Here is a 26,328-nt window from a genome sequence, read left to right on the forward strand (position 1 = left end):
ACAATAAGGCTCACATACGTCATTTCCACTCCTTGATGTGGCAGATGAGTGCAGCACGCGTCCGGCGGTATGCTCTCGGGCATGACACTGGCGCTGATGGCCCACAACCTGGACCTGCAGGCCCGTGCCGATCGACTCGCGCGCCTGGAACCGGACGCGCTGCGCCGCGAAGCGGTCGAAGCCGCCCGGGATTTGAACCGCGACGCGCTGTGGGCGCTCGTGGAAGCCTTCCTGGTCACCCGGGGTGGGCGGGGCGCCCGGGTGAGCAAACACACGCTGGAGTCCTATCAGATCGGCGTGCAGACCTTCCTGGACTGGGCGCAGCCGAACAGCGTGAGTTTGCTGCGGCCCCGGGCGAACGATGGTTTTCGTTACGCCCGCTTTCTCGAAGCGCAGGGCCTATCGCCCAGCAGTGTGCGGGTGCGCCTCGCGGCGGCGCGATCCCTGTTCAGCGCTCTGCGCTGGGCGGAAGCCACGCAGGCCGCGCCGTTCACGGACGTGAAGACTGCCGCGGACCCCGTACCGCGCTGGGAGAAGCGCAAGCCCTACGCGGACGAGGATGTCGCGGCGCTGCTCGCGATAGGCGGGATGCAGGACGCGGTGATCATCCTGCTGGGCGCGCACTGCGGCCTGCGCAACAGTGAGATGCTGACCCTGCTGCGCAAGGACGTGCACCTGGACGTGCGGGAGCCGTACATCACGGTGACCGGGAAGCGCAGCAAGCGCCAGGATGTGGCGCTGTCCCGCTCGGCGGCCGCGGCGCTGCGCACGTGGTTGGCCGCCACACCCGGGGTGGCGCCGTACGTGCTCAGCATCCGCACGCGGCAGGGGTTGGAGAAGGCGGTCAAGCGGTTGTGTCGGGAGGCGAACGTGCAGTACGAGGGCCGTGAGGTGCACGGGCTGCGGCACTCGGCGGGCACAAAGGTATTCACCGTGACGCAGGACCTGCTGGCCGTGCGGGACACGCTGCGCCACCGGGACGTGACGAGCAGCGAGATCTACGTGAATTACGCCCGCGCCGGGAAGAAGAAGGTCAACGCTGACTGGTAGGCCAGCTGTGACGAAACTGCTGTTCCGCACCTTAACTGATAGCGGTGATGGAGCCCCTTACATCTCTCGTCAGTGATCATTGACGAGAGATGTAAGGGGACTGTAGCCAAGGGTGCGGCATCCAGCCGCGCTTCAAACTTGTGCACGTATCAGCAGATCGCATGTCCCAAAAGGCTCCAAGGAGGCAGCCAAAGGGCATGTCGTGTTAGGCCGGCTCTACCGTAGAACGGGTAGGCGTTGGCTCATCCTCGACCGGGTCTTCTGCCAACCACCCTAACTCCTTCAACTCGCGCTTAAGCCCGGTGAACCAACTATAAGGACGATCCTGAACCAGTTGATTCCAGTCGGGTGCCAGTCCTGCATAGGTTTCTTTCGTACTCTGCAGCAACTGACGCAACCGGAATGGAACAACAAAATCTGCCTCGTAGATCTGTCTGTTCTCCCGCGCTGCTACGAGCACACAACGAACCTCAGCTTCAGAGAGGATATTCAGCATTCCGAGAATCAATTCCAGGAATTGTCCTGCAGCTTTATAGGTGTTCACTGTCTCAAGACGTTCCACAGCCAGCAACGCCAGGTCGCGTTGTGGTTGGTTCTCAGCCATGAGGATAGGAACGAGTTCATCTGCCGGCATCTCGGCCAGCCGGGTGTATGCAGCGTGGCGAAGTGGTGGCAGCTTCAACGCGCTCAACAGCGTCTCCCCCTGCGTAGCCGCGGCCTGCTCTAAGAATGTGATCAGTCGACGCTGTTCGTGGTCAGGCAGCTGGAGCCACAGATCTGAGTCAAGTTGTAGCAGGTCTATTACAAAGGGGAGCGTTTTCTCGTCTCCGTCAGACACACGTTTTACCCAATGGTCACTCATGGCCTGCTGATACAAGGCGAAACGGCGGTCTTTGACTGCGAGCAACACATGGAGCGCTCGCAAGCGCGGTACAGCAGGCGTCTCTGCGAGAGCCTGCTGAAGGTATAGCTTGACGATCTGTGTGACGAGGACATCCTTGCCACGATCTATATATTTTGGCCCCAGGTAAGCCGTCACCTGACTGAGTTGGAGCGGAAAAGTCTGACTCTCAACCTCCGCTTTGAATCGTCTGAGAGCGCTACGCCCTTGGACTGGAGGGTGTGCGAAGAGCGCACGCGTGGCAATAACCAAGTGTGCCCGGATCTGCTCAGGCGTCGGGTCATACAAAGTGCCGTCTGGCGTTAACGCTGGGTGCGCACACCGGTGACGATCTTGCCGCAACCGCTCTAATTCATCCGCCTCAATCGCGCTCAGGAACTCGTATTTGTCACGGGCGAGGGTCAAAATCTCGTGCTCAAAGATTTGAAGATTGCGAAGTTCCTTGTTCTGAATCCACCCCTCAAGTTGCGTGATCTCAGCGGTGGCCTGCGGATCCCCACTGGCTGCCAATTCACGAATTTTTCCGATAACGTCGGAATTGACTGCCACCCACAAACTTAGGACGGCGGCGCGCAGTGCGCCGGCCCGGAGAGCCCGTACGCTCTCACTGACGTACTTCCGAATCTCCGGCGCGCGGATCTGCAGGATCAGATCATCAGGGTCATGCAGCATGGTCATGTCAGTCTATGGATCGGTTTTTGGTAAACGCGATAGGAGCTGAAGGTTGTCTGTAGGAGTGAAGCATGCCGGCAGACTCGAACAGGCTCCGCAAGGTGCCATGCTCAGGGAGGCGTAATTCGCCAGGCGAGACCACCAAAAGGAAATTCTGCTCGCCCTGCTGAAATGCCAGTGCATAGGCCGTCTGACCGGGTAATAGCGTCGGGCGGCGCAGTTCGGCAGGCTCAATTGCACGCATGGCACGTACGGGCACGCCCCTATAGAGGCGCACCACGAAGACTTGTACCTGCCGGCTGGCCGACAAGAGTAAAGCCAAGCCCTGTTCATACGTACGAGTAGGGTCGGCGGAGTGGTAATGGACTCGGACGAGGTCTTCGCGTTTGAGTGTATCTTTCAGTTTCAGGGGACGGAACATGGCGACTCCTGATCAAAGAGACGATGACGGTTGTCATTGGCGCTTACAACACGGAAGCTGGCCCTGATGCATCAGGGCCAGCTTCCGTGAATGCTCACCCAGTGGTGAGTTGAAGATTCTTGCTGTGTACTTCGACCAACTCGTCCGGCTCCTTAAAAAAATCGAGCGGTAGGTTACCCACTCTTCTGATTGATTCGGGTGACCGTATTAGGTCGGCGCAGATGTCGTTTTTGGTGAAGTCAGCTTCGCTGAGAAGCACTTGTACTGCTTGTGGGAATGCGACAGTCGCCTCTGGATCAGTTGAGAAGTCAAGGGGCTCTCGCTTGTTCCATTTCCGCCTCACTAGGTTTTTGCGGATTCGAACAAAGTCCTCTTGCTCGATCACTTCCAAGTCAAGGAGTCGGTGGGCAATAGCGCCAATAGAGACGCCCCATCTCTTCTTAAGCAGCAAGAGAGAATCCAGGTCGATTGACTCTGCCTCTTGCAGGAGAGGACCTGCAGGGAGCAGCAGAGCACTAGCGAACCGGTGGGCCTGCTTCTCAAGGCGCTCGTAAATCCGGTCATCGTTGAGTTCTGCTGGCATGACCTGTCGGTGGAGCAGCAAATGCCCCAGCTCATGCGAGAGGTCAAATCGGGAACGGAAGTAGTTGGTCTTGTAGTCGTTGAGGGCGATGATTCCTCTGCCACTCGAGCTGTAGAACGAGTAACCATCAATGTCATCAGCGCCAACATCAAATCGAGAGACCAGGATGCCGTGGGACTCCACAGTCCGGGTGAGGTGCTCGATCGGGCCGAGGCCAAGCCGCCAGTGCTTGCGAAGGCGAAGGGCTGCGTCATCGATGATGGTCAAATCGACGTTGTCTGTCGCTAGGAGGGAAAGGAAATCTGTTGGCAGATCTAACTCAGGGAACGAAACGTACTCTTCAAGAAACAGGCTGAGGTCTTCCAGCCACCGTTGCCACGCTGAGGCGCGACGTAGTTCGGGTGCAGTCACCCGCTTAAGTCGGCGGAAAAAAGTGACGGTGCGGTCTTCACCTTCACGCAGCGGCTGATAGAAGAAGCCAACAGGTTGGTCCAGTGTGTCGGACAGTGTGATCACCACTTCGCTTGATGGGCGATCAGCCCCTGACTCGTACCGGGAAATCGCTTGCTTTGATTTACCAATGCGGTCGGCGAGCGTGGTCATTGTCAGTCCCTGTGCTTCCCTAGCTTGTTTGAGTCGTTCCCCTTGAAAGACCTGCAAACCCTGAAACAACAGGTTCTTGGGTCTGGGGGCAGCGGTCATGAGGTCTTCTGTTCCTCGGTGGTGCTGGGCACGTCCTGTGCTGCGGGTTCGCCGCGGCGCCGGCGGGTGGTCACGAGTTTCGGTTCAGAAGCGGCTGGGAGCGCTGGTGAAACTGGAGCGATAAGGGGCGTGATAACCATCTCTTCAAGCACGCGCGCCATTCTGCCAGCAGCTCGCTCCATCATGTCGATATAGGCACCAAATCGCCGTCCGTCCTGTTCGTAGGCAGAAAGGCGGATGAACTCCGGTTCGGCTGGCACGCCAAATTCAAAAGTGTGGCCGAATTGGAGGGCGCCGATCACGTCTTCACTCATGGGGCGCACTTCTTCAGGCGGATCCGTGAGTTCAATCCGTTCGCGCTGTTGGAGAAGGCGGAGATAGGCTTTGGGACTGGGTTTGGTGGTTGGGGTCCGGGTTTTGAAGGGGGCCACCTTGAGCCGGCCGAAGTTCATGTAGATGAACGCGTTGGTTTTGGTGGGGTTGAGGGCCACGCGGATGCGAACGCCTGATGTCTTGGGAAACAACGCTGCCCTGAGGTAACGGTTGATCAGGTTGGGCAGCAGGGAACTGAAGGTCTGCTTGGCCAAGGTGGTGTCGGGATCGGCAGACGCCTCCTCATGGGCATGGGCGTATGCCTTTCGAATAGCGGCGTTGATTCGGGCCGCTGTGTCTTCGCTGACCTCCTGCTCCATCAACTGGAGGACGACCCGCTGTTCTTCGGTAAAGGCTGGCTGCTTTTGTCCCCGTTTTCTGCTCATCTCAGAACACACTATGGGTCTTTTTTACAATTTTGTCTAGTGAGCGTAGATTTTCTGCCCATATGTCTCCTTTGAATTCCAATGACCCGGCGACAGACAATGATGGTCTTACCAAAAATCAGCGCCAGGACGACAAATATAGCCATTATGGCAGGACCGTATCGTAAGCCAGTTCGTTGAATTCGACTAACGAATGGTTATGGAGTATGTCCTGCTTGCGTCAACGTGAACTCTCGGCCGCAGGAGTCGAATCTGCTTGATGCCGGGGCCGAGGTGTTGTGAACGCTGAAGTGCCCATGGGTTCAGGGAGGTGCAGCAGGGGTCAGGGCTGCGTGGAAACTTCCGGCATTGAATTCGTGTCAGGCGATGGCCGAGCCTGACGACGTGTCAAGCACGGGCCATGGTAGAGCGGTCTGGGCGTGCCCCCCAAGGCTGCGCCCGGGCGCGGTGTGTTCATCGGCACACGCCGCTTCAGCCAGTGATGGCCTGGAGATGATGCCCACGCGGTTCTGGTGGGGGTGGAGGGCGCCAGGATTGAACTGGCCTCGGGGCTCCCCGGCCGGAGACCCTCCATGACATGCCCCTGCACGGGGCAGGGGCTGGAATGTGGTGTTCGGACGCCTTCCTGCTCTTGGTGGCGTAGGGACCTCACCACCGGTCATCTTCGGGCGGCGCCGGTGTGGCCGCCTCCCCCGTCTGTCTCGCGCCAGGGGGATCAGGGGCGCGCTGCACCGTCCTCGGGGTGCAGGCCGCTTCACGCATGCCGGGCCGAGCCTTGACGGGCCAGGGAGTTCGCGAAGTGGGGGTGCAGCTGCCGTTTGGCTGTGGGGCTACGAAGGCACGTCAGGGATCAACTGTGCGGGGGGTTTGGCCTCTCAGCCACCTTGCCGCGTGAACCAAGCGGAACGTCGTCACAGGCCGTATCCGTATCTGCGCCGTCGAGGATGAAGCGGTATCGGCGCACTCGGTGGGGCTTGGCTGCACAGAGGCACGCGCACGCCCAGCCGTGTGGGCTGGGGGCGGGTGCTCAGGTCCTGGTTGTCATGCGTCACGCTCGGGTTGGAGCAGTGGACCCTGGTCGTGTGCGGCCGTCCGGGGTATGGCCGTGAGAAAGAGCGCTAGTGGTGTGGCTTCGGCGTGCAGGCTCGGCCTTGCTGGCAGGTGATGGGTGGCGACAGGGCAACAGGGGGCGGCGCTGGCAAGCCCAGGCGGGTCATGGCGGCACCTGCGCCGCGCGGCCCGCACCGTGCGTGCTTTGATGGGGCGTGGACATCACCCTGCTGATCGTTCTCGTGCCGCTGATCATCTTTGTTGCGGGGCTCGCTGCCCTCTTCCTGGCCCGCAAGAAGCGGCGCCTGCTGTGGCCAGCCCTTGCGGCGCTCCTGGGGGCACCCGCGCTGTTCTTCGTGGCCGTGATCCTCTGGGAGAGCAGCCTCAGCCCAGAGGAAGCGGCCAGCTTCACGCTGCCCCAGGCGGGCACGGCGGCTAGCCGCGCGGCGCAGGTCAATGCCCCCCAGGCCGCGCCCGGGGTGGCTGAGGAGGCGCGCCAATTGGCGGTCATCGCAGGCCGCCGTCCCGCCGACCCGGAGATTGCGCACAAAGTTGCCCAGCTGGACCGGCTCTGCCCTGACACCACGCCCAGCACGGCAGACCTCGTGGTCAACCTGCGGCAGGTGGTGGCCGACCACACGGGCCGTGAGCCTGACATCGTGGCGGTCCTGGACCAGTTCATCAAGGCCCAGGACGGGCCAGCCGCCGCGCGGAAAGTCCCCTGTGTGAAGACTGGGGGCGTGGTGGCCAGACTGCTGGTGGAAGGCTTGTAAACCATCAGCGCACCTGCGCCAGCACGCCGCCGCCGGACGTGCTTTGATGCGGCATGTCCCTATATGGACCGGCGGCCCTGGCGCTCCTGCTGGGCAACGTCATCGTGGTCACGCAGGCCCGCAACCGGAGGTTGAAGACCGTCATGCTGGCGCCTCAGACGAGGATGACATGCCCTCCTGATGTCGCTGAGCAAGCTGCGCACGGATGGAGCGGACCTTTTGGGTGCTCCATCGCGCCCCACCGGTGGGGCGCTTGACACCGTGCACTTCCAGTGCGCGCGCCGCTTCACGGTCATCGGTGTACTCGGCTGTCACGAGCAGAAACCGCTCTTCGAAGATGGCGATCTGCTCTGCCGTCGGCTCGAAGATGCGGGCATACTTGGACACCTTTCCTGGGTTGTAGCCATCAGCGCCTAAGGCATTCAGGCGCTGCGCCCACATCCGTTCCAGGTATTCCAATTCCGCCACATCGCTGGTGCGCTGCAAGATCACGAAGCGAAACGCCTCTGGGCCATATGCTTTGGCATCCCGCTGTAGCAACTTGTTATCCCAGTGACCTGTGTTGATGCTGCTACGGTGCGTGGCCAACCGCTGATCAAGGTTGACCGAACTGCCGACGTAAATCTGCCCGGTGATCGTGTTCTCCACCGCGTAAACGCCCGAGTCGGGAATACGACTCATATAGATACCTGCTTTGAGACGTAAGGCTGTGGCATCAGCCTGCCTCAAGAACGTCCGAGATGTCATCAAAGCTGACGTTCAACTCTTGCAGGAGAGCGCTCATCAAGTGGAAATCGAATTTTACAGGCGGCTGGGCCCGCTCCCAATAGCCGTAACGCATCCGCGTCATGCCGATGCGCTTGGCCATCTCGGCTTGGGTGGTGATACCGGCCGCCAAACGAGCCTCGATCAGCTTCGTCGGGTTCAACCGCCTTCGTATCGCCACGTTTCTAGTCATACCTCAATGTAACGTGACGATACAAAAGAGGCAAGCGGGGCCACAACATCGTCACATCACGCGCCGTTTTGGTTGCTATTGTTACGTCACGTCACTACCGTGTGAATATGCGGTGAGCGGCCTCACCCGGAGAATTCATGCCCAGAGCCAAGCGTCCCCAGCCAGAAGTCAGTGAATCCACGTCGCCGGGGCGTAAACGGGCGCCGCGTGGCGCCACCGTTACGCGGCCTCCAGTGGTCGAGACCGATGAGCAGCGCCGGCAGATGCTGGCGTGGCTGATTCAGGAAAACGGCGGCATGGGCGAGGTGGAGCGCAACAGCGGCGTCACCCGCGCCCATCTCAACCGAATGGTGCGCGGTGTGGAAAGCACGCCGAAAGGCCCGCGTGAGGTCAACCTGCTCGACGCTGGTCCCACCACGGTCACGGGGCTGCTGCGGGCGTTCGGCATGAGTTCCGAGAAGGCCTGGGAAATGTTCGGCATCCCGCTAGAGCGCCGCGCCACCTGGCGCAGCATGGAAGAACCCGGCGCCAGCGCGCCGGCCGGCGCGCTCTCGCATCTTGAACTCAGACACCTTCCCCTGCTGGGCGTGGTGTTTGCACCCGCCGGGCATGACCTGGTCGTGGTGATCGACGCGACGGCCGAGGGCGGCCTGCAGGTGGCCACCCTCGGCGAACAGCCCTATGTCTACCCGGCTGAAGCGGTCCCCAGCGGCGCCAGGGTCCGGGGCGGATTTGCAGGCGTGTCGTATTTCAGTGAACACAGCACGTCGCGGGCGGCCCAGAGCGACGGGTCATCCGGCAGATAGGCGTACAGAAATCCCCGTTCCTTCCGAATGACCGCGTCTGGTACGCGGCATTTGAAGTCGGAGAGCGCTTTAAAAGGTATTGGTGAAGCAAGGCGCAGCGCACTCATATCGCTACGTTAGGGCGCACCTTGCCCCTTGGCACACGTAGTTTGCGCTTTGTACCGTCGCGTCACCGCCACGTCAGCGCCACAGCATTATCACAAATCAGTCTAGACAACTTGAAGACAAAGGGAAGTGGGTGCTCAGCAGCCAGCGCAGGGGCCTGGGTCATTCATGGGACCGCTCCGGGGTGTCCGGGGGGTCGGTGGGAGAGGGGTCGGGGCGGGCATCACCGTTGCGGCAGGCTCACTGGGCGACGAAGTTGTCGTGCCAGTCGCGCCCGAGGGCGCGCAGGTCAAGAGGGCGACAGCGAGGACCAACAGGGATTTTTTCATAGGCTCAGATTTACACGGCCAGGGGGGGGTGTAAATGTGTGACCCGACGTCACTTCGGCAACCAGCGCGGCCTTGAGCTCATCCCCTCTGGCCATCGCCACCAGCGAATCGAGCAGGGCCTTCCACGCGCCATCCGAATCATGCTCACCGGCCGCGAGCTGGGTCACGGCACGCGTCAGGGCGGCGAGCGACACCATCTTTTGGTCGCCCAGATTCATGGCCTCAAGGGCTTGGTTGTAGCGGCCCCGGGTCTGGGAGTGCACCGTCTGAGGCCGCTTGCCTGCGAGCGCGCGGGCCTCCTGCTGACTGCCGGTATTACCGGGCAAACCAAGCACCCGGCCCTGCCAACGCACAGCGTTCCCGACGTGCAGGGGCACGCTCATGATGAGGTCACTGATCTCGGCCGGCGCGCCAGGCAGGTGAGCAATGAGCATGAACAGACCTGGCATCTCGCGCCGCAGCCACACGGCGAGCGGCCGGACGTGACTCATCCGGGCAAAGCCCCCGCGAATGAGTGCCAGCGCCTGATGCGTGGGCTGCACGGGGCTGGCGCCCCCCACCCGCGCGGCGATCAGGAGCGCCCCGAGCATGACCTGCTGATCGGCGCCAATCGGCGTAATGGCGGCCAGCAGGGGAACCGCCTGCGCAGCGCCGCCGGGCTGCTGCAGCAGGCGGCAGACGCGCAACAGCCGGGCGTAGGTGGCGTAAGGCTCCTGGGTTGGCAGGGGCACTGGCCGCTGTGGGTCACGGATCGCCTCGGCCAGCTGAAGGTACAGGCTGGTGGGCGAGACTGCAGCCAGGGTCTCTTCCGCAAAGGGGAGGTCCAGCAGCGCGGACGCGATCAGGCCACGGGAGTCCCTGGGCGCCATGCGCCGCGCCGCGTCGTAGTCCCCCAGGCAGAAGTACACGTCCGCCTTGATGCCGTTGGCAAAATCCCGGCGTCGATCCGGCATGGGCAGCATGTTCATGACCTGCTGAATGGCGTTCACGTCCCCCTGACCCAACGCCGCCTTGACCCGTTCGTGCTCCAGCGCCACCAACTGCAGGCGCGCCGGCATCTGCAGGGCGGCGGTCAGCAGCCGCGCCGCGTGCAGCTGCGTCTGCGCCAGCGGTAGGTCATTGGAAACGGCGGCCGCCATCGCCACCGCGAAGGAGGCATTGGCGGCGTCGAACAGCGCCTCTTCGGTGGACCCGGCAGGCATGGTGTCGTGCGCCAGCGCCAGCACTTCGGCATGCCGGCCCAACTGCGACAGGGCCATCAATTGGGCGCCCCGGGACAGCCCACTGGGCGTCAGGGTGGCGAGCGCCTCTTCAATCAGGGCGGCGTCGCGGCTGGTGTTGATGGCCAGGACACGCAGGGCAGGTGTGCGGGCATCTAGAGGATTGAGAGTGGCCACCACCTCTCGCCAGTCAAGGGCGTTGAGGTCGGTGTCCCAGCGGCGGGGATCAAAGGACGGTTGCAGGACGACTTTCCGCAGGGTCATGGCTTGGCTGCCAGTCTCGCACGAATGAAAAGTCTCCCGCACATTAAAAGGTTGCGGCGTTAGGGGGGGTCCGGGGTGGAGCAGACCCTCTATGTAACGTGAAGTTTCCATTTGACACTTAATGTAACGCGACGTTACTCTAAGAGCAAGCCAAAAGGCGCTCCCCCCACTCCAGATGCCTCGCAAGCAAATCCAGGGGGTGGGGGGAACTGGAGACAGCATGCAGCACAAACCGTCTGCGCGCAAGCCAAAACCCGACAGCCGCTTCCCCAAAATTCAGGCCACCCAGTGCGCCTGCTGCGGCATCGCCCTGCCCACCGGCGCAGGCTACGACGTGCCCCTGATCGGCGCGGTGGGCCCCAAGTGCGCCCTGAAGTTTGCCAGTTTCGCGGACGCTCTGGTCTGGGTCGAAGGGCGCAACGCCCGGGTCCAGGGTGGTGACCGCGTGGCCCACGTCGCGGCCCACAACGTGGTTGTCGGCCTGCGCAACCTGGGCATTGAGATCACGGCCGACGCGGCAGGCGTGCTGCACGTGGGGCGCCTGACGCGCAAGGCCAGCGACGTGGCCAGCACCTACAAGCGGGTGCGCGCCCGGTTCGAAGGGAACCTGCAGGCGGCGGTGACCGCCTATGGCCCCAGCATCGGAACCACGCGGGCGGTGGCGGCATGACCCGTCTCGACCGCCTGACCCGCCTGCGCTTCCTGGCCATGATCAGCGAACTGAGCGCCGACCCCTGCACCCCCGAGCGCGCCGCCCGTGCCCGGCGTGCTGACCGCATTGCCGCCGCATGGCGCGCCGAATACGAGTTGCAGCTGCGGACCGAACCCTGTGGGGTGTGTGGCCAGCCCGGCCGGGCAGAAACCGGCCTGTGCCAGCGCTGCCAGGAGAGCTCTGACCACGTCCAGGCCCAGGACTACGCGTTCTGGCGCGGCGGTGCAGCGTGAGTGCCCTGCGCTTTCTGACCCTGCTGCTGCGCGGCGAACTGGCCGTGATCAGCACCGCGCCCCTCGACCTCCTGGACCCGGACCACGAACGCCTGGAGATCAACGCCACCTGGAACCGCGCCACGGGCGAAGGCCGCGTGATCACCAACATGAGCCGCCGCGTGGCCGCCGAGTTGCACACCGACCTGTGCACCGTGGCTGCCCCGGCCCCCAGCACCCGGGCCTTCACCGCGCACCTCGGGGTGGCCGCCTACCGGCACGGCGGCAAGGCGTGACCCGCCCCTCCCCTGCCCTGTTTCAGCCCAGCACCTGGTGCGTGGACCGGGTGCGCTGTCACGCCCCAGTGTCCGCCCAGTCCACCCACTGCCCGCGCTGCGGCGCGGTTCAAGCCCGCGAAGGAGGCCCCCCCATGACCCCGACCATCCCGATGCCCCTCACCCGCCGGCAAGCCGCTTTTCAGACCTGGGCGGCGCTGTACGACACGCAGCGCGGCAGCCTCGCCGAGCGGCAGGCCTACCGCCAGCTGGGGCTGATCGAAGCCGACCGCCGTACCCGCGACCTGCCCGCCGGCTTTCCCTGCGACGGCTGCCAGACCGAACTGGTCAAGGTCCCCGGCCTGTGCCGGCGCTGCCAGGACACCGCGCTGCCCAAGGCCCCGGGCACGCTGAGCGCCGGCCTGGGCATGTTTCTGGTGCTGGGCGCTGCCGGGGCGATTGACGCGGTGCCCACGCTGGCAGACGTCACGGCGCAGATCTGGGCACTGCTGGCCATGGGCATGCTCCTGATTGTGCTGGGCGTGTGCCGGGCGGAGGAGGTCAAGGGCCGGCGCCAGCGGGTGCCGGCCCGCGCCGTGGCCCATCGCCCGCCCCTGGGAGTGGCGTGACCCGCGCGCTCAACCACGCCCAGGCCCAGGGCCTGATGCGGGACGCGGCCCGGGTCAGTGGCCGCCCGGTGGCCGAGGTGTCGGCGGATCTGAGCCAGGGCGGGGTGCTCACCGGCCAGGGCGTGCTGCGCCGCAGCGGCGGGCGCTTCGTGTTGCGCCGGCCCTGCACGTGCCTGCGGGCCGGGGTGCCGGAGCTGTCCTGCCGGCAGTGCCGGGGCACGGGGCAGGCGTGAAGCGCAGCGAGGTGATCCTCGGCGCGCTGCGCGCCGCCGAGCGGCCACTGACCCGGCGCGAGCTGGCCGAGCAGCTCACCCTGACCCCGGGGCAGTGCGGACAGGTGTTGACGCGCCTCATCGCGCGCCAGAAGGTGCAGCGCCGGGTCAATGCCCGACCGGACCAGCAGCGCGGCGCGTACGAATATTCGCTGGCGGGAACGCCATGAGCCGCTTCCAGCCCCTGCGCAGCAACGGCGACGTGCAAGCGGTGTTCGGCCTGTCGCAGCCCTGCCCGGAGTGCCCGTTCCGCAAGGACCGGCCCGGCTTCCTGGGCCGCGCCCGGGTGCAGCACATCATTGACGAGCAGGCGGAAGGCGTGCCCTTCATGTGCCACAAAACCACGTCGGCGCGTGGCATTCGCCCAGGTGACCGCCGCGCGCGCTACTGCGCCGGGGCCATGCGGTACGGCGAGGCCACGCACCGGCACATCCTCCCGATGCGGCTGGGCATGGCTTACGGACTCTGGTCCCCGGACCAGCTGCGCCGCGACGTGCCAGTGCTGGACAGTCCAGGGGCGCTGCTGGCCCACCACGAGGGTCTGAACTGGCAGCCCCCAGTGCCGCTGGAGGCCTGGCGCCCCTTGGATCACCTGATCGCTGTGTCCGAGCTCGTGGACGCCACGCTGCGAGAGCCGGCGCTGATCACCAATAGGGGGAGCCGATGATGGCTCTCAGGTCGTCGCCGTGATTCTCAGCCTGTCAGTCGTGCCCCTGCCTGGGTCTTGCCCCGCACTGTGATGCGTGCCAGTTCATGGAGTTCAACCGTGTTAATTTCAGTCACTGTGATCCGCCCATGAAGGATGCTGACATTCGGCCCGTGCTGCAGCGGCACGTGGAGCAACGGTACGGGACGAGGCCCGACACCGAGATCGTGAACGAGTTTGGCGTGCGCCACGGCACCAACCGCATTGACCTCGCGGTGGTGAACGGTGTGATGCGTGGGTATGAGATCAAAAGCGCCAAAGACACCCTGGAGCGCCTGCCCGCGCAAAGTGCCATGTACGCCACCGTCTTCGATTACCTCACGTTGGTGGCCAGTCCGAAACACATTGAGCCTGCCCTGCCCATGCTGCCCGACTGGTGGGGTATTGTGCGCGCCGACCCTGCGCCCCCCAAAGCGAAAACTGCGGTGCGCCTGACGCCCGTCCGCCGGGCCAAGCGGAACCCAGCGGTCGATCCCGAAGCGCTGGTGGCCCTGCTGTGGCGCGATGAAGCGTATGACGCGCTGGCCGCCCGAGGCCTGGCCGCCGAGTTCAAACACGCAACAAGGCCTGTGTTGTGGCAGGCCTTGTTGGATGAGCTCTCATTGAAAGAACTGCAGGCGGTGGTCAGGACTTCGATTTGCTCGCGCGCGCAGCGGGTGCTTTCGGACCCTTGGGCGTTTTAGACGCGCCTTTGGCCTTTTTCACGCCAGGTGCAGGCAAGGGCGGCGCTGGCGGTCCATGCCGCACGGGAGCCGCAGCCCCGTGCCCCCGGAGCTGATCCAATACGAAAGCAATGTGGTGCGAGTACATCGCCGCCCGCCACTGCTGCGGATTGCCCTGTGTGGCGCCAGCCGTGCAGGTGTTCGCAATAAACGTATCGCCTTTGGAGAAAGCGGCCCCTTTGAACTCCGGACGGGCAGTCAGGATTTTGCAGTTGGCCAGAAATTGAGATCGGCCGCCTGGCATGGTCACGTTGATGCCGCGAATGAACAGCCAATCCTGATCGGTGGTGTACTTGATGTTGGAGAACGCACGGCCACCCGTGCCGGGGAAGGCCGGGGAATCCACCCCATAATCGCCGTACACCGTGGCCACGGGGAAGGTATGGGTGGACCACAGTTGCCAGTCAGCGCGGGGAAGGGGCGTGACAGACCCGGGTGCCACCCCACTTGGATTCACGGGGTACCCTCCAGCCACGACATAACATGCCCGCCAAGCAGGCGCTGCGGCGCCCGTGGGCGTGGCATACAGGGCGGTCAAGGTATGGTCGGCAGCCGTGGCCAGGCTGGCCATGGTTGCTGGCGCCACGCCTTGCAGATCGAGAATGAGGTCGATGCCTGTTGCGGGCAGGCCCAGATCGGTGGCCGCCTGCAACGCATACCCTTGAGCCAAACCTGGCCGTTGCAGATCCGACGCCTGTAAACGGAGGGCGGCGCCGCGTCCACGTCTGGCGGCGACCCCCGCAGCGGCCGTCTGGAAGGTGGCGGTGCGGCCGAGCCCCGTCACGGGGATCAACGGCACACCATGCGACATCAGCGCGGTGTCCAAAGCGTCCAGCACATGCACGCCACTGGGCAGCACTTCACCGACTGCGGCCACGAACTGCAGAACATCCACGCGAATCTCATGCCGCCACGCCCGCGCGATCTCTTTGGCGCGCGTTTGGATCACTTTGGCGGGGTCATCTGCGGGTTTAGGCGGCACCAGTTCCAGCAGGGGGGACAAGAGCTCTACCTGCGAAGCTTTTAAGGCAGACAGCTCGCCGCCTTTCACTTTTAATACGGGCATGTACATGGGAACTCCTGATGACAAGTGAGGGCTTATTCCAAGCCGTAATCGTTGCTGCCCAGACTGTCCGGCTGAACGATAGGGGCGGGCGACTCGGACGGGGGCGTGGGCTCGGCCGCAGCGGTGGCGGGCAGCGTCAGGAGGGCCAGCGAAAGCAGCAGCATGTGGGGCGAGACGGGCGTTAATTTCATGCTGCCGACGCTATGAACGCATTGGACATGGATCGGGAACGCCGTCTGGGCCGACTTGAAGCCCATTTTCAGCAGGGCCAGTACGGGCAGGTCATATCCGACCTGGCCGGCTACCGCGACCTCACACCAGATGAACAGCGCCTCCTCGGGATCAGCGCCCTTCGGCTGGGGCAGTTTGGCCGGGCGGAGCCGGCCCTGCTCCGGGCGCACCTGGCCGGGCACGTGGAAGCGAAGGTCGAGTACGGCAACCTGCTGCGCGCCACTGGCCGCCTGGAGGAGGCCTGCCGACACTTTGAAACCGTGGCGCCGCTGGCCGAGGGGGAGTTGGCGCTGCGGCTGCAACGGTGGTGGGGGGTGGCCGAATTCCAAAGCGGTGCCGCGCGTCCAGGTCTCGCCCGCGTAGAAGCGGCGCTGCACGGGTACTTGCAACAGGGGGACACGGTTGGGGGTGCCAAAGTCGCCGTGTCCCTGGCGCGGATGCTGGCCAATGCAGGCCAGATCGCGCGGGCGCTGGCGCTCTATCAATCCGTCCTACCGGACCTCCCCGCCCAGCCGAATCCGCTCCCGCGCATGACCGCGCTGCAAGGGTGGTTGGACCTGCTGGTGGCAGGGGGCGAGACCCCACTGGTGGACGAAGCCCTGCAGGAAGCGAACGCCTTGATGGAGACCACGCCGTCCATGCGGGCGAAAGCGCACCTGATGAGCAGCGTGGCCCTGCTGCACGCCCGGCGGGGTGAGTGGCGACGGTACGGCGCGCTGCTGGCCGAGATGGCCACCATGGAGGACGCCCTAAGAGACGCGGAGCTGAGCGTGTGGCTGGCCCCCCGCCTCGCCGAATGGTGTGCCCGGCAGGGCCGATTTGCAGAGGCGTACGCCGCGCTTTACGCGGGCGCGCCGCCCCCAGGGCAGGCGCTACCGCCCGCCCTTATGCTGGCGCGCGGCATCTTGAGAAACCGGGAAAAGCAGCACGCGCTGGCCGTCACGGACCTGCACTCCGCCGTCGACACATTCGTCCAGGCAGGGCAAGCGGTGCAGGCAGCGCGGGCCAAGCTGCATCACGCGCATGCCCTGTATGGAGTAGGGGCAGACACGTACCTCCCTACACTGCTGGCTGCGGTTGAAGACGTCTATCGCTTGCAGCTCCTGCCGTCCTTTGCCACGGATCTCGAGGATGTAGCTGAGATGGTGGAAGCCGCGCGCCTGGAGCCGAGCGTGGGCGCCGCTCTGGACAGCTTGCGCCACCGGATGTCCAGTCTCCGGGGCCTGCCCCTCACGGCCTTGGCGGGTCAACAGCCCCAGCTGTGCGTCCACACCTTGGGGATGCCCAAGGTCACCGTGGATGATGAGGTGCTGCCCTTGAGTGTGGGAGCGGTCGGCCTGCTGACCTGCCTGATTTTGAAACCGATGCAAACGCGGCGGGACCTGCAGCTTGCGCTCTATCCAGAAAAGTTTCCTGAAGCGGCAGCCAGCCTGGTCAAAGCGCACCTGCGCGAACTGCGCACCGTGTTGGGGGCGCCTGCCATTACCTCGCAGGGTTCCTACCACGCCCAGCAGTACTTTCTCGTCCACCACTACACCGTAAAACTGGACCTTCTGGAGCTGAAGGATGCGGTCACGACCAGGAATTTGGCCCGCACCCTGAGTTTGTACAAAGGGGAGTTTCTCGCTGCGTTTGAGAACAGTGACTGGGCCCTGGGACACCGAACGGCGGCCTTGTCCAGCGTGACCGTGCTGGTCAAGCAGCTGGGCCACGAGGCTACATTGACCAGTCAATTTGACCGGGCGATCAGGATATACACCCGGCTGCTGGAGACGGCGCCGGATCTTCTGGACATCCATGACCTCAGGGTTGCGGCGGCTCGCCACACAGGGGACTCCACGCTGGTCCGAGCCTTCGAGAACGAGAGAAACCATTGGATGTGAGGCCGTCAAGCCACAACACAACGGCGTGGGCTTTGAATTTAACTCAAAGCCCACGCCGTTATGTGGGGTCAGCAGAGTGGGTGTTCAAGTCCTCGGGCTTGGCTCTCTCCTGCCAGAATCATGCTCCAGTTAGGACGTGACTTCCTCACTAAACAGGCTCACCTGTCGGGTGCCTTCTGCCCGCTGCTGCCCGCGCTCCTGCAGGAGACGAATGGCGTCCTCCATGCTGCTCGCCTGAGGCACACTGGCGCCGTCCGCACGCGCTTTCGGGGGACGGCCCCGGCGCTTGGGCTCACTGGCGTCCACGCCCTCTGCTTCTGCTTTGGGTGGACGCCCACGACGCTTCGGCGAATCGCCCTCGGTAGGGGCAGTCGCTTTCGGTTTCCGTCCCTTCTTTACGCCTGTGCCCTCTTGTGCTCGTTGCGTCTGGATGCGCTCCAGCAAAACCGAGGCAGGCTCGTCACTCGGGTCCTGTGGCACCAGCTCACCCCGGAACGCCTTGGCCAGCAGCGCTGGCGTCAGGCGGTCGAAGGAAGTGAGAGCCGCTTGATACCGGGCTTCGAGACGGTCAGCGATGGCGAAGAGGGCTTCGACACGGTGGACGATTTCGGCCTGTTCATCGAGGGGAGGAACTGACATCTGAAGCGAGGTGAATCTTCCAAGGCCAAGATGGGCGATATTAGTTGTGATCGCTCCCTCCCCACGGAAGACACCACTGTGCATGTAATGCCTGAACGTGTAAAGAGCGAATTGCGGAGTAATGTTGGGTCCTGAACGGAAACGGATGAGAGTGTTCGTAAAGCAGGCGTCCTTAACTTCGTTGCGGAACATGGCAGGCCGACCTAGAAGATGAGGGCTTTGCCCTTCGTTCAAGAGAATGTCGCCGTGCTCGAGCTTGTATGTCCTAAAGTCCTTATCGTCGAAAACCATCTCCATTACATCATTGATGTCAATAAAGTCTTCGAAGACGTTCTGGACCCTTAGATAAGGTCGCATATTTGCGCCCTCATGATATTTCGGGGAACGCTGCCGACCTAGAATGGCAGCGCCAAATGAGCCGATCGGCCCTGTAACCCATTTGTGATCCGCACCCCCTCGCCATTCCCGCGTCAACTCCCCACTCACCGCTGCACTCAGCACCGCTTGCCTAAACTGCTTGACCAGCTTCGGCACGCGCTCCAGCCGCTCACGGCCTGCCTCCACACGAGCGAGGAGGGTGTCGAGCTTGTCGGCAATGCGGATTTGCTCGGGGAGGGGGGGGAGAGGGAGTCGTTGCTCAATCAGAAAGTCTTTTGGAACGCGCTTATGACCGACAGAGCCAGACATATTGACTTCGCCGTCACGCAAAAATCTTTCCGTCTGAAAGAACGCGAGGAGCAACTGTGGATGAATAGTCATGGCATGCGGTCTGCACACAAAGAATTCCGTGCTTCCAGCACCAATCCCATTGGGTAGATCAGCAGGAATTCCTGATTTTCCATTCTCGAAGCAGGGGGTTATTTTCGCCAGAAGAACATCACCGCTTTTGAAATGCGTGTAGCCCTTCTTCACGTCGCCCCAAGGACGTTCCTCAAATTGAGGGACGTCGTGGAATCGAGTACCCAAATTACTCATGGAAATGAACCCTGAACGTGTGTCGTCTGCCTCCTCATTTTTCGGATTGAGCTCGATGACCTGCCCTACCGTAGTTTCGGCCCATCCATCCGGCAGCGAGCCTTCGCTATTCACACCAGCACCCCGGCCTCTTCCAGCGTCTCGTCGCTCTCGCCCAGCTCCAGCAGAATGGCCCGCAGTTCTTCCATCGCGCCTTTCAGTTCCGTCAGCGCCTCTTCCGCCAGCTGGGCAGGTTCTGGCAGCTCCCCAGTGTCCGCGCTGTCGTCCTTCAGCCAGGAGATATCGAGGCTGTCTCCGCGCTCGGCAATCTGTTCCCGGGTGAAGCGGCGGAAACGGCCTTCCATACCGGTATCCACGCGGGCGGCCAGGGCCTCGGCGCCACCCCGGGGGTCCTCCCCAAAGGCCGCCTCAAACTCGCGGAAATATTCCCGCGTAAACGGCGTGCGCTTCCCGAACTGCGGCATGTTCGCCCGCATGTCGTACACCCATACTTCCTGCGTGTTCCCCTTCTCCCCTGCCCCGCGCGTCAGGAACAGCACGTTCGTCTTCACGCCCTGCGCGTAGAAGATCCCGGTCGGCAGGCGCAGGAGCGTGTGCAGGCGACACTTATCCATCAGGTTCGCCCGGATCGCCTTACCAATCCCACTCTCAAACAGCACGTTGTCCGGCAGGATCACCGCCGCGCGCCCATTCGTCTCCAGGGCGTTGTAGATGTGCTGCAGGAACGAGAACTGCTTGTTGCTCGTCTCAAAGGTCAGGTCATCCCGGGTGGGCACGCCACCGCCCTTCTTCGTGCCGAAAGGCGGGTTGCTCAGGATCAAGGTCGCCTTGCCCAGCTTTTTATAGTCGTCACTCAGTGTGTCGCCCAGGTGAATGCCGCTTTTCTCCGGGTCGTTCGCCAGGCCGTGCAGCATCAGGTTCATCAGGGCGAGGCGCTGCGTGTCCGGCACCAGCTCCATGCCGTGGTAGGCATCCTGGTAGTAGCGCTCACGCCGCGCGTCATCCCAGGTGAACTCGTCCTCATGCTCGCGGATGTAGTGGTGCGCCGCGATCAGGAAGCCGCCCGTACCAGCCGCCGGGTCCTGAATGCGGTCGTCACTCGTCGGCTTCATCACCGCGACGATGGAATCAATCAAGGGCCGGGGCGTGAAGTACTGCCCGGCGCCGCTCTTCTTCTCGTTCGCGTTCTTCGCCAGCAGGCCTTCGTACAGGTCACCCAGGCCTTCCTCGCGGGCGCTGTACCAGTCCAGCGCGTCAATGTCCGCCACCAGCTTCTTGATGGTCACCGGCTTGCGGATGAAGCTGTTCGCGTCCGCGTAGATCTGCCGCACGAGCGGCGCGCCCTTCGTGCCAAGCTCCAGCAGCGTGCGGCGGTAATGCTCGAACAGGTCCGGGGCACTCAGCTTCAGCAGGTCATCCCACCGGTACCCTTCGGGCAGCTGGTCTTCCGTGGCGGTTTCCTTCGCCATCTTCAGGAACAGCAGGTAGGTGAGTTCCGTGACGTACTGGTGGTAGGTCACGCCGTCGTCGCGCAAGTCGTTACAGAGGTTCCAGAGTTTCTGGACAATATCGATGGTCTTGGTCATGGGGTCCTTGGGGGTGCCGCTCCAGGCGGGCGGGAGGCGCGGGGGCCAGGAGGTGGCTTCGCGGGTCATGCTACGCGGCGCCGGCGCGGAAATGCTGTGTCACGAGACCCACGCCATCACGGCGCGCGTCACCGTCCAGGTCTCCCCGTCCCGCACGAGGTGAACGTCCTTCCCGAACGCCGCCCGGTGGTCGAGCGAAATGGCGACCTGCACCATGGCCCGGCCCTGCGCCAGGTCCAGGCCCACCCGGGACACCCCGAGCAAACCGCCACGCCCTGGATACCGGTGATGGAAGGCTTGCCAGGCGGCCGAGAGGTCCCGTCCGCCCCCAAAGAGCTCTTCCATGTCTTCGGGTGAGAGCAGCTCGTACGCCGCCAGCTGGGGATGGGCTGGGTCAAGGCGGCAGGGGTGACGGCAGTTCTTGAGGATCCAGTCGCCTTTCTCGGCCGAGTACGTCCGCTTGGCGGGTCCCTGTGCGAACGGCAGGCCCGCAAACTTGGCGTAGTCGGCGTAGTGAAAGCGGGCGGTGCCACCCGTCTCGGCCCTCAACAACTGCCGGGGCCCCCTGGAGGGAAACTCTGTCCGCAGGACCAGCTCCAGCACCTCGTACTCGTGGTCGTCCTTCAGCACGCTCAGGGGTGGCTCCCCACTGGGCTGGCTAGGTCTTCCACCAGTCCCCTCTCCCCTGCTCATGCGGAGGCGGCCCACACCGCCTGCGTGAGTTCCGTCAGCACGAAGTCCAGCTGGCCACTAAAGACCTTCTCGTCCAGGCGTTTGAACCCACCCGCCTGCGTCTTGAAGGGGCTGGTGGGCTCATCGAACAGGGCGCGGTCCAGGGCTCGGTTCGCCTTGAGCTGATCCGCGATGCGCCGCAACCACTGCTTCTGCAGCGGCGTCCAGTCCCGCAGGCCCATCACCCGGGCCAGGGCCGCCTCCACCCGGGCGTCAAAGGGCTGCAGAGCTTCTTTCTCCATCGCCACGCGAATAAACCCGATGATGCTTGCTGCCGCATCCACGTGCTTCGTCTGCGCGTAGGCGTTCTGCAGCACCTTCTCGCTGTACCCCTCCCGGTCCAGGGCGAGCGCCAGCGCTTTCAGGTCCGCGCGGGTCAGGTCCGCAGGTCGGGTCAGGACGGTCACCAAGGCGGGCAGACGGTCCTGGTGTTCCCGCAGGAACGTCTGGAAGGCAGTGAGGTATTCATCCGGCCGCTGGCCCCCTGGGTAGGCCTGCACCACGGAGATCACCTGGTCCTCGTGCGTGCTGATCAGCAGGGGCTGCCCCCCCCGGGTGCGCCCTTCATCCAGCAGCTTCAGGACGTCCACGGCCGGTGCCAGCCAAATCACGACGGTGGCGGGCGCTTGCCCCCGCAGGGCAGTGACGAAGGCTTCGGGGGCCAGGCCGGTGGCGGCCTGGAACTGAGCCCGGGCCGCGGGGGTGAACCGGGCCCGCAGGCGCTGGATCTTCCCGGCCAGTTCCGTCTGCAGCTGCGCGCGGGCCGCGTCATCGGGTGCAGCCTGCAGTTCCTCCACCAGCGAGCTGAAGGTCCGCTTGGGTTGGGTCACCACTGGCGGCATGGTGGTCACGCCCGCCATCGCCTCGTATGCCCCCACCGCGTCATAGATGCGGAACGCCGTCTTCCCGATCGCGTCGTCCCGCCGGGTGGCGCGGCCGAGCATCTGCTCAAAGAGGATGCGGCTGCCCACCCGGCGCAGGAACACGAGGTTCGTGATGGCCGGCACGTCCACCCCGGTCGTCAGGAGGTCCACGGTCACCGCGACCGTGGGCAGCTTTTCATTCCGGTACCGGCGAATGAGCTCCAGGGGCCGGTCACTGGCCCCCGTGATCTTCACGACCGCGTCCTCGTCCAGTTCGCCGTACTGGTCCCGCAAAGCCGCTTTCATCAGGCGCACGACATCATCGGCATGCCGGTCATTCACGCAGAAGATCAGGGTCTTCTCCGGGCTGGTGGGATCAATGTGCTTGGCCAACTCCTGGCAGACGGCCTTGTTGAAGCCTTCCACGATCACCTGCCGGTTAAAGCCCTCCACCTCAATCTTCACGTCATCCGGGAGGGTGTACCGCTTGGCCTCATCCTCGCCGGGCAGGTAGCTCAGCACGGCCTCACCCTTCTCCCACGTGACACCTGTCTGGCTCAGCCGGGTTTCCAGCAGGTAGGGGGGCTCGTGGTCAATCAGATAGCCATCGAGCACCGCCTCCCGGTACGAATACACGAAGACGGGCAGGCCGAAGATCTGGGTGGTGTGCAGGGCCGGGGTGGCGGTCAGTGCGATCTTAACCGCATCGAAGTGCTCCAAGACCCGGCGGTATTTGCTGACGTAGTCATCCTCACTGCGCCACGTCAGCTCACCCGTGGCGAGGTCTTTGTCCAGCGTGTACCCCCGGTGCGCTTCATCCACGACGATGAGGTCGTACGTGTCCACGGCGGGAACGGTGTCGGGCTCCCCGAACAGGCGGCGCACGAAGCTCTGCACGGTGGCCACGTGCACCGCCGTGTCGGCATCCGGAGTGCCGTCATCAAGGGTTTTCAGTCCGAACGTTTCCGCGAAGGTGCGGGTGCCTTCCAGGCGGGTGGTTTCAAACGCCGCGGTCGCCTGGGCTCCCAGTGAACTGCGGTCCACGAGAAAGAGTACGCGGCGAAACCGCCGGGCTTTGAGCAGGCGGTAGATCATGGTGATGGCGGTCTTGGTCTTCCCGGTCCCGGTCGCCATGGCCAGCAGCAGCTCGCGCTGGCCCGCGGCGATTCCAGCTTCTGCCCGCTCAATAGCCTGCTTCTGGTAGGGCCGCAGCCCGACGTCGTAGGTCATGGCCGTGGTCTTGAGCGCCTCATCGGCCGCCTGGGCATCCTGATTCAGGAGGGCCAGCAGGCCAGCCGGACTGTGCCAGCCGCTCAGCGGCTTGGAGGGATTGGTGGACCGCCGGGCGTCCCAGAACCAGATGCCGCTCTCGTGCTGCAGTTGCCGAAGGTAGGGCCGGCCATTGGTGGCGTACAGGAAAGGCACCCGGTACTCGCCCCAGGGGCCTTCCGGGTAATCGAGGTCTTTGACGCTGGCCAGGTTGAAGTGACGGCTGTAGCGTTTGGCCTGTTCCAGGCTGCTCATGACGTTCTTCGCGGCCCGCTTGGCCTCCACCACGCCGACCAGGCGCAAGCCGATGAAAAGGGCGTAATCGGCCCAGCCACCATCGGCCGTGGGCCACTCCGAGATGGCCAGGTTCCGGCCCTTCTGCGGGCGGGTCCCTTTCTTGTAGGTGAGATGGACCGTATCCACGTCCCATCCAGCGGTCCGGAGCTGCGTGTCGATTCGCTGCCGGGTCTGCGCTTCCGTCAGTTCGATCTTTGACGCGGCCTTGCCCGCTGCTTGAATGACCGCCTCAAGCTGCGCCATGCCCTGGGCCTGCTGCTGCGCCAGGAGCGTTTGCACCTCACCCGTGGCGCGGCGCACTTCTTCTTCAGCCTCCTGCAACCGGCGGGTGAGCTCCGCCACGGAGGGAGGCGCAACCGGCGTCTGGAACTCCTGGGTCTTGAATTCTGGCTCGTGAAACGTGCGGACGTACCACACGCCCAGCACCCAGGCGTACCGCACCTGGTCGAGTGCTTCGGCCGGCGTGCCTTCAAAACGGTGGTTGGCGCGGTTCCCAGTTTTGCGGATCTCGTGAAAGAGGTGCTCTGCTTCGGGCGGAATCACCTCTTCACGGGCCAGGCGGTTGAGCAGGTCCAATTGCCCTTCCCCAGGCACCAGCAGTAAGCCGGTTCGGGCGGCCACCGTCTGGGCCAGGAGTTCAGCGAACTGGCGGGCTTTGATCAGGGCGGTGTTGGCGTCGTCCAGCCAGTACTTTTCGGCCAGCTCGCCGAGCCGCGCCAGTTGGGGTTCCAGGGGTTGAAGGTACGCGAAGTTGGTGGATGCGGAGGGCCGCGCAGACATAAGGGAACCTCGGGGCGGGAGATGCCGTCAGCGTAGCGCGGGCGCCCCGCCTGTTCGAGCAAAAACCTCCGTTGGGGGTGGAGCTCAGCAGCTGGCAGATCGGAGTATTCCTGAAAGGACGGTGACGGTAGAGACGTGAGGACAGCGGAGCCCCAGACACCGAAGGCCAAGGCACGCGCCCAGACTCGTGCGCAGCAGACGCAAACCGCGAAGCACGGCCTGCTTTATGCCCACCCTTAGGCCGCGCAGGCTCGACGCCGGGTGCTGGCGCGCCTGGTGGTGACCGGACTGACCGTGCTGGCCGGCGCGGCTGCTCTAACCTGGCTCTTGCGTGCGCCTCCGCCTCCAGGCCTCAGTGCGGTGGACCCCGCACTTGTGCGCGAGTGGTGCACGGCCGATGCCCGGTGGGTCATGCCCACCCCAGGCAAGATGACCTTGAAGGAGGCAAGCATTCCAGTCTGGGGCAATGGTCAGTGGACCAGGACGAGCGTCGTCAGCTCACTCACCCCGATCGGCGAACCCAAACCGATGCTGCTCCGATTTCGCTGCGAGGTCACCGGCAGCAGCGCCCATGATGTTCAGGTGCACGTGGCCATCAAATCATGGCCGCCGCCTGCCTCGCCGCTCTCCCTTTTGACCTGCGCCGGCACAGACCGCACCCCTCCTCTAGCACGACTTAAACACAGATTTTTGCTTCCTAGACGGTATTCGTGCGTGTCTGTCAGGCTGGCGCATGATCGCTGCTCAGAACAATGCCTGTCCCTTCGGCGCTTCCTGATTGTGCGTTCAAGCTCAGGGTTTATCCGTCCCCGATGACGCTTTCAATGGGCGCACGTGTTGCTTATCGGCTCTCCTTAGGCCACCCTGCGAAAACAGCGGACCTCGTCGACCTCTTTGAGCCTGTCGACGAATTGGGGAGTACGGTCGAAGAGCAAGCCCAGTGGTACAACCTGTGGTTCCACAGCCTCAGTGCGTCATCCGAGCTTCAATAACGTATTGAAGGCGTGCTCATCCTTGTTTGCGCGCCCCAAGACGCAGCGCCGCATAACCCTCGCCGCTTGCGACAGGCAGATTCGGCACACGGCGGCCCATGTGCCACGTACAGTCAATGCTCGATGATCTTGAGATCCATCACGCGCATCGGCCTGACTGGCCTGAGCCTCTTGGGTCTGGCGGGCGCTTGCCCGCTGGCTTTTGGTGGCATGCGGACCGATGCGGCTCGAAACTTGCCGGTGCCTTGTGCGCAGCCCCAGGTGGCCTTGGTCACCTTCACCTGCCCGGTCTCTCCCCCCACGGTCTCAGATTGGACGGTCACCATGACGGCGGCTGGGCACTGTGTGACCGATGAGCGCCACTTGGGTCTGCGTGCCGATGACGGCACGCCTCTTGCCCGAACCTACAGTGTGCGTCCGGGTGACATCATCACGACGCCCGAAGGGGTGACCATCACCACTCCCACGAAATGGCAGGACTTCAGCGCGACCACTGCGCAAATAACAGTCAGCCGGGTCAGTGCCACTGATCTGCCTGTGCCTCTGGACGCGGAGTATTCGCCCAACGTCATTCCGCTGTACCGCGTTCAGGCGTCTGAAGCGTTGGTCTCTGGCAAAGGCGCATTTTCCATTCGTGTGCCGACGGGTTCGTACGCCAGAGAATACCTGATGCCACTCAGATTTCAGGAGATATTTGTCGTGTACAGCACAGAGGATGAAGTGGATGACGAACACAGTCCATCCTCGCTGTTCAGAATTTGGCGAGAGGATCAAGTGGCGGTGGTGACAGAGAACGCCATCACGTTCTCGACCAGTGTCCTCGATGACATCTTTATTACGGCCTATCGTCTCTCCAAACCCATACCCTATGGAGATTCTGGCACTCAGGCCGGTT

At 63.6% G+C, this 26,328-nt stretch carries 26 protein-coding genes; 13 read left to right on the forward strand and 13 right to left on the reverse strand.

The window, feature by feature from the left end; genetic code table 11:
- The first annotated feature begins 81 nt into the window (after positions 1-81).
- Positions 82-1,050: a tyrosine-type recombinase/integrase gene (locus K7W41_RS19915; protein ID WP_224611995.1), complete on the forward strand. Its 969-nt coding sequence runs from the start codon at positions 82-84 to the stop codon at positions 1,048-1,050.
- A gap of 205 nt (positions 1,051-1,255) precedes the next feature.
- Here K7W41_RS19915 and K7W41_RS19920 read toward each other — a convergent pair whose 3' ends face one another.
- The 4 genes from K7W41_RS19920 to K7W41_RS19935 all read right to left on the reverse strand — a co-directional run bounded on the left by K7W41_RS19920 (position 1,256) and on the right by K7W41_RS19935 (position 5,087).
- Positions 1,256-2,629, reverse strand: coding sequence for a hypothetical protein (locus K7W41_RS19920; RefSeq protein WP_224611996.1), 1,374 nt, complete (start codon positions 2,627-2,629; stop codon positions 1,256-1,258).
- 1 nt (position 2,630) lies between these two features.
- Positions 2,631-3,044, reverse strand: a complete 414-nt coding sequence (locus tag K7W41_RS19925; protein WP_224611997.1) for a hypothetical protein — start codon at positions 3,042-3,044, stop codon at positions 2,631-2,633.
- Between the two features lie 94 nt (positions 3,045-3,138).
- Positions 3,139-4,329 carry a helix-turn-helix domain-containing protein gene (locus K7W41_RS19930; RefSeq protein WP_224611998.1) on the reverse strand — a complete coding sequence of 397 codons (1,191 nt, stop codon included), beginning with the start codon at positions 4,327-4,329 and terminating at the stop codon, positions 3,139-3,141.
- Positions 4,326-5,087 carry a hypothetical protein gene (locus K7W41_RS19935; RefSeq protein WP_224611999.1) on the reverse strand — a complete coding sequence of 254 codons (762 nt, stop codon included), beginning with the start codon at positions 5,085-5,087 and terminating at the stop codon, positions 4,326-4,328. The genes K7W41_RS19930 and K7W41_RS19935 overlap by 4 nt, the downstream gene beginning before the upstream one ends.
- Before the next feature lie 1,265 nt (positions 5,088-6,352).
- Between K7W41_RS19935 and K7W41_RS19940 the strand changes: the two genes are divergently transcribed.
- On the forward strand, positions 6,353-6,910 hold the full coding sequence (locus K7W41_RS19940) for a hypothetical protein (RefSeq protein ID WP_224612000.1): 558 nt from the start codon (positions 6,353-6,355) through the stop codon (positions 6,908-6,910).
- 141 nt (positions 6,911-7,051) lie between these two features.
- On the opposite strand, the gene K7W41_RS19945 is transcribed toward K7W41_RS19940, so the two are convergent.
- A complete protein-coding gene (locus K7W41_RS19945; RefSeq protein WP_224612001.1) occupies positions 7,052-7,591 on the reverse strand; it encodes a GIY-YIG nuclease family protein in 540 nt (179 codons plus the stop codon).
- Positions 7,592-7,625: 34 nt separating this feature from the next.
- The gene (locus K7W41_RS19950) at positions 7,626-7,868 is read right to left on the reverse strand and encodes a helix-turn-helix transcriptional regulator (protein WP_224612002.1); all 243 of its coding nucleotides are present in this window, start codon (positions 7,866-7,868) and stop codon (positions 7,626-7,628) included.
- A 233-nt stretch (positions 7,869-8,101) separates the two neighbouring features.
- Between K7W41_RS19950 and K7W41_RS19955 the strand changes: the two genes are divergently transcribed.
- Complete coding sequence (locus K7W41_RS19955) at positions 8,102-8,674, forward strand: hypothetical protein (RefSeq protein ID WP_224612003.1); 573 nt, start codon at positions 8,102-8,104, stop codon at positions 8,672-8,674.
- A gap of 430 nt (positions 8,675-9,104) precedes the next feature.
- Here the strand turns inward: K7W41_RS19955 and K7W41_RS19960 are convergent, their stop codons facing one another.
- A complete protein-coding gene (locus tag K7W41_RS19960; RefSeq protein ID WP_224612005.1) occupies positions 9,105-10,592 on the reverse strand; it encodes a hypothetical protein in 1,488 nt (495 codons plus the stop codon).
- 220 nt (positions 10,593-10,812) lie between these two features.
- Here K7W41_RS19960 and K7W41_RS19965 point away from each other — a divergent pair, with 220 nt between their 5' ends.
- The 8 genes from K7W41_RS19965 to K7W41_RS20000 all read left to right on the forward strand — a co-directional run bounded on the left by K7W41_RS19965 (position 10,813) and on the right by K7W41_RS20000 (position 14,081).
- Positions 10,813-11,262: a hypothetical protein gene (locus K7W41_RS19965; protein WP_224612007.1), complete on the forward strand. Its 450-nt coding sequence runs from the start codon at positions 10,813-10,815 to the stop codon at positions 11,260-11,262.
- Positions 11,259-11,537, forward strand: coding sequence for a hypothetical protein (locus K7W41_RS19970; RefSeq protein WP_224612009.1), 279 nt, complete (start codon positions 11,259-11,261; stop codon positions 11,535-11,537). Before K7W41_RS19965 ends, K7W41_RS19970 begins: the two co-directional genes overlap by 4 nt.
- Positions 11,534-11,812: a hypothetical protein gene (locus K7W41_RS19975; protein ID WP_224612010.1), complete on the forward strand. Its 279-nt coding sequence runs from the start codon at positions 11,534-11,536 to the stop codon at positions 11,810-11,812. Before K7W41_RS19970 ends, K7W41_RS19975 begins: the two co-directional genes overlap by 4 nt.
- A 134-nt stretch (positions 11,813-11,946) precedes the next feature.
- Entirely contained in the window at positions 11,947-12,420 is a 474-nt protein-coding gene (locus K7W41_RS19980; protein WP_224612012.1) for a hypothetical protein, read from the forward strand.
- Positions 12,417-12,653 (forward strand): hypothetical protein, encoded by a 237-nt coding sequence (locus tag K7W41_RS19985; protein WP_224612014.1) that lies wholly within the window; start codon positions 12,417-12,419, stop codon positions 12,651-12,653. The genes K7W41_RS19980 and K7W41_RS19985 overlap by 4 nt, the downstream gene beginning before the upstream one ends.
- Positions 12,650-12,862: a hypothetical protein gene (locus K7W41_RS19990; RefSeq protein ID WP_224612016.1), complete on the forward strand. Its 213-nt coding sequence runs from the start codon at positions 12,650-12,652 to the stop codon at positions 12,860-12,862. The genes K7W41_RS19985 and K7W41_RS19990 overlap by 4 nt, the downstream gene beginning before the upstream one ends.
- Positions 12,859-13,359: a DUF6283 family protein gene (locus K7W41_RS19995; protein ID WP_224612018.1), complete on the forward strand. Its 501-nt coding sequence runs from the start codon at positions 12,859-12,861 to the stop codon at positions 13,357-13,359. Before K7W41_RS19990 ends, K7W41_RS19995 begins: the two co-directional genes overlap by 4 nt.
- 128 nt (positions 13,360-13,487) lie before the next feature.
- Positions 13,488-14,081, forward strand: a complete 594-nt coding sequence (locus K7W41_RS20000; RefSeq protein WP_224612020.1) for a sce7726 family protein — start codon at positions 13,488-13,490, stop codon at positions 14,079-14,081.
- Here K7W41_RS20000 and K7W41_RS20005 read toward each other — a convergent pair.
- Complete coding sequence (locus K7W41_RS20005; RefSeq protein ID WP_224612022.1) at positions 14,023-15,192, reverse strand: beta family protein; 1,170 nt, start codon at positions 15,190-15,192, stop codon at positions 14,023-14,025. The two genes, K7W41_RS20000 and K7W41_RS20005, sit on opposite strands and share 59 nt — an antisense overlap.
- 26 nt (positions 15,193-15,218) lie before the next feature.
- The gene (locus K7W41_RS20010) at positions 15,219-15,377 is read right to left on the reverse strand and encodes a hypothetical protein (protein ID WP_224612024.1); all 159 of its coding nucleotides are present in this window, start codon (positions 15,375-15,377) and stop codon (positions 15,219-15,221) included.
- 12 nt (positions 15,378-15,389) lie between these two features.
- Between K7W41_RS20010 and K7W41_RS20015 the strand changes: the two genes are divergently transcribed.
- Positions 15,390-17,300 (forward strand): tetratricopeptide repeat protein, encoded by a 1,911-nt coding sequence (locus K7W41_RS20015; RefSeq protein ID WP_224612026.1) that lies wholly within the window; start codon positions 15,390-15,392, stop codon positions 17,298-17,300.
- Positions 17,301-17,429: 129 nt separating this feature from the next.
- Here K7W41_RS20015 and K7W41_RS20020 read toward each other — a convergent pair whose 3' ends face one another.
- Genes K7W41_RS20020 through hsdR form a run of 4 tightly spaced genes read right to left on the reverse strand, consistent with a single transcriptional unit; the run spans position 17,430 to position 24,441 of the window.
- Positions 17,430-19,028, reverse strand: coding sequence for a restriction endonuclease subunit S (locus K7W41_RS20020; RefSeq protein ID WP_224612029.1), 1,599 nt, complete (start codon positions 19,026-19,028; stop codon positions 17,430-17,432).
- Positions 19,025-20,569, reverse strand: coding sequence for a class I SAM-dependent DNA methyltransferase (locus tag K7W41_RS20025; protein WP_224612031.1), 1,545 nt, complete (start codon positions 20,567-20,569; stop codon positions 19,025-19,027). Before K7W41_RS20025 ends, K7W41_RS20020 begins: the two co-directional genes overlap by 4 nt.
- Positions 20,570-20,599: 30 nt before the next feature.
- Positions 20,600-21,130, reverse strand: a complete 531-nt coding sequence (locus K7W41_RS20030) for a hypothetical protein (RefSeq protein ID WP_224612033.1) — start codon at positions 21,128-21,130, stop codon at positions 20,600-20,602.
- Positions 21,131-21,189: 59 nt separating this feature from the next.
- Positions 21,190-24,441 carry a type I restriction-modification system endonuclease gene (hsdR, locus tag K7W41_RS20035; RefSeq protein WP_224612035.1) on the reverse strand — a complete coding sequence of 1,084 codons (3,252 nt, stop codon included), beginning with the start codon at positions 24,439-24,441 and terminating at the stop codon, positions 21,190-21,192.
- 1,115 nt (positions 24,442-25,556) lie between these two features.
- Between hsdR and K7W41_RS20040 the strand changes: the two genes are divergently transcribed.
- The coding region (locus K7W41_RS20040) for a hypothetical protein (RefSeq protein ID WP_224612038.1) at positions 25,557-26,328 on the forward strand (772 nt) is incomplete at its 3' end.

The sequence above is a fragment of the Deinococcus multiflagellatus genome, from assembly GCF_020166415.1.
Classification (GTDB): domain Bacteria; phylum Deinococcota; class Deinococci; order Deinococcales; family Deinococcaceae; genus Deinococcus; species Deinococcus multiflagellatus.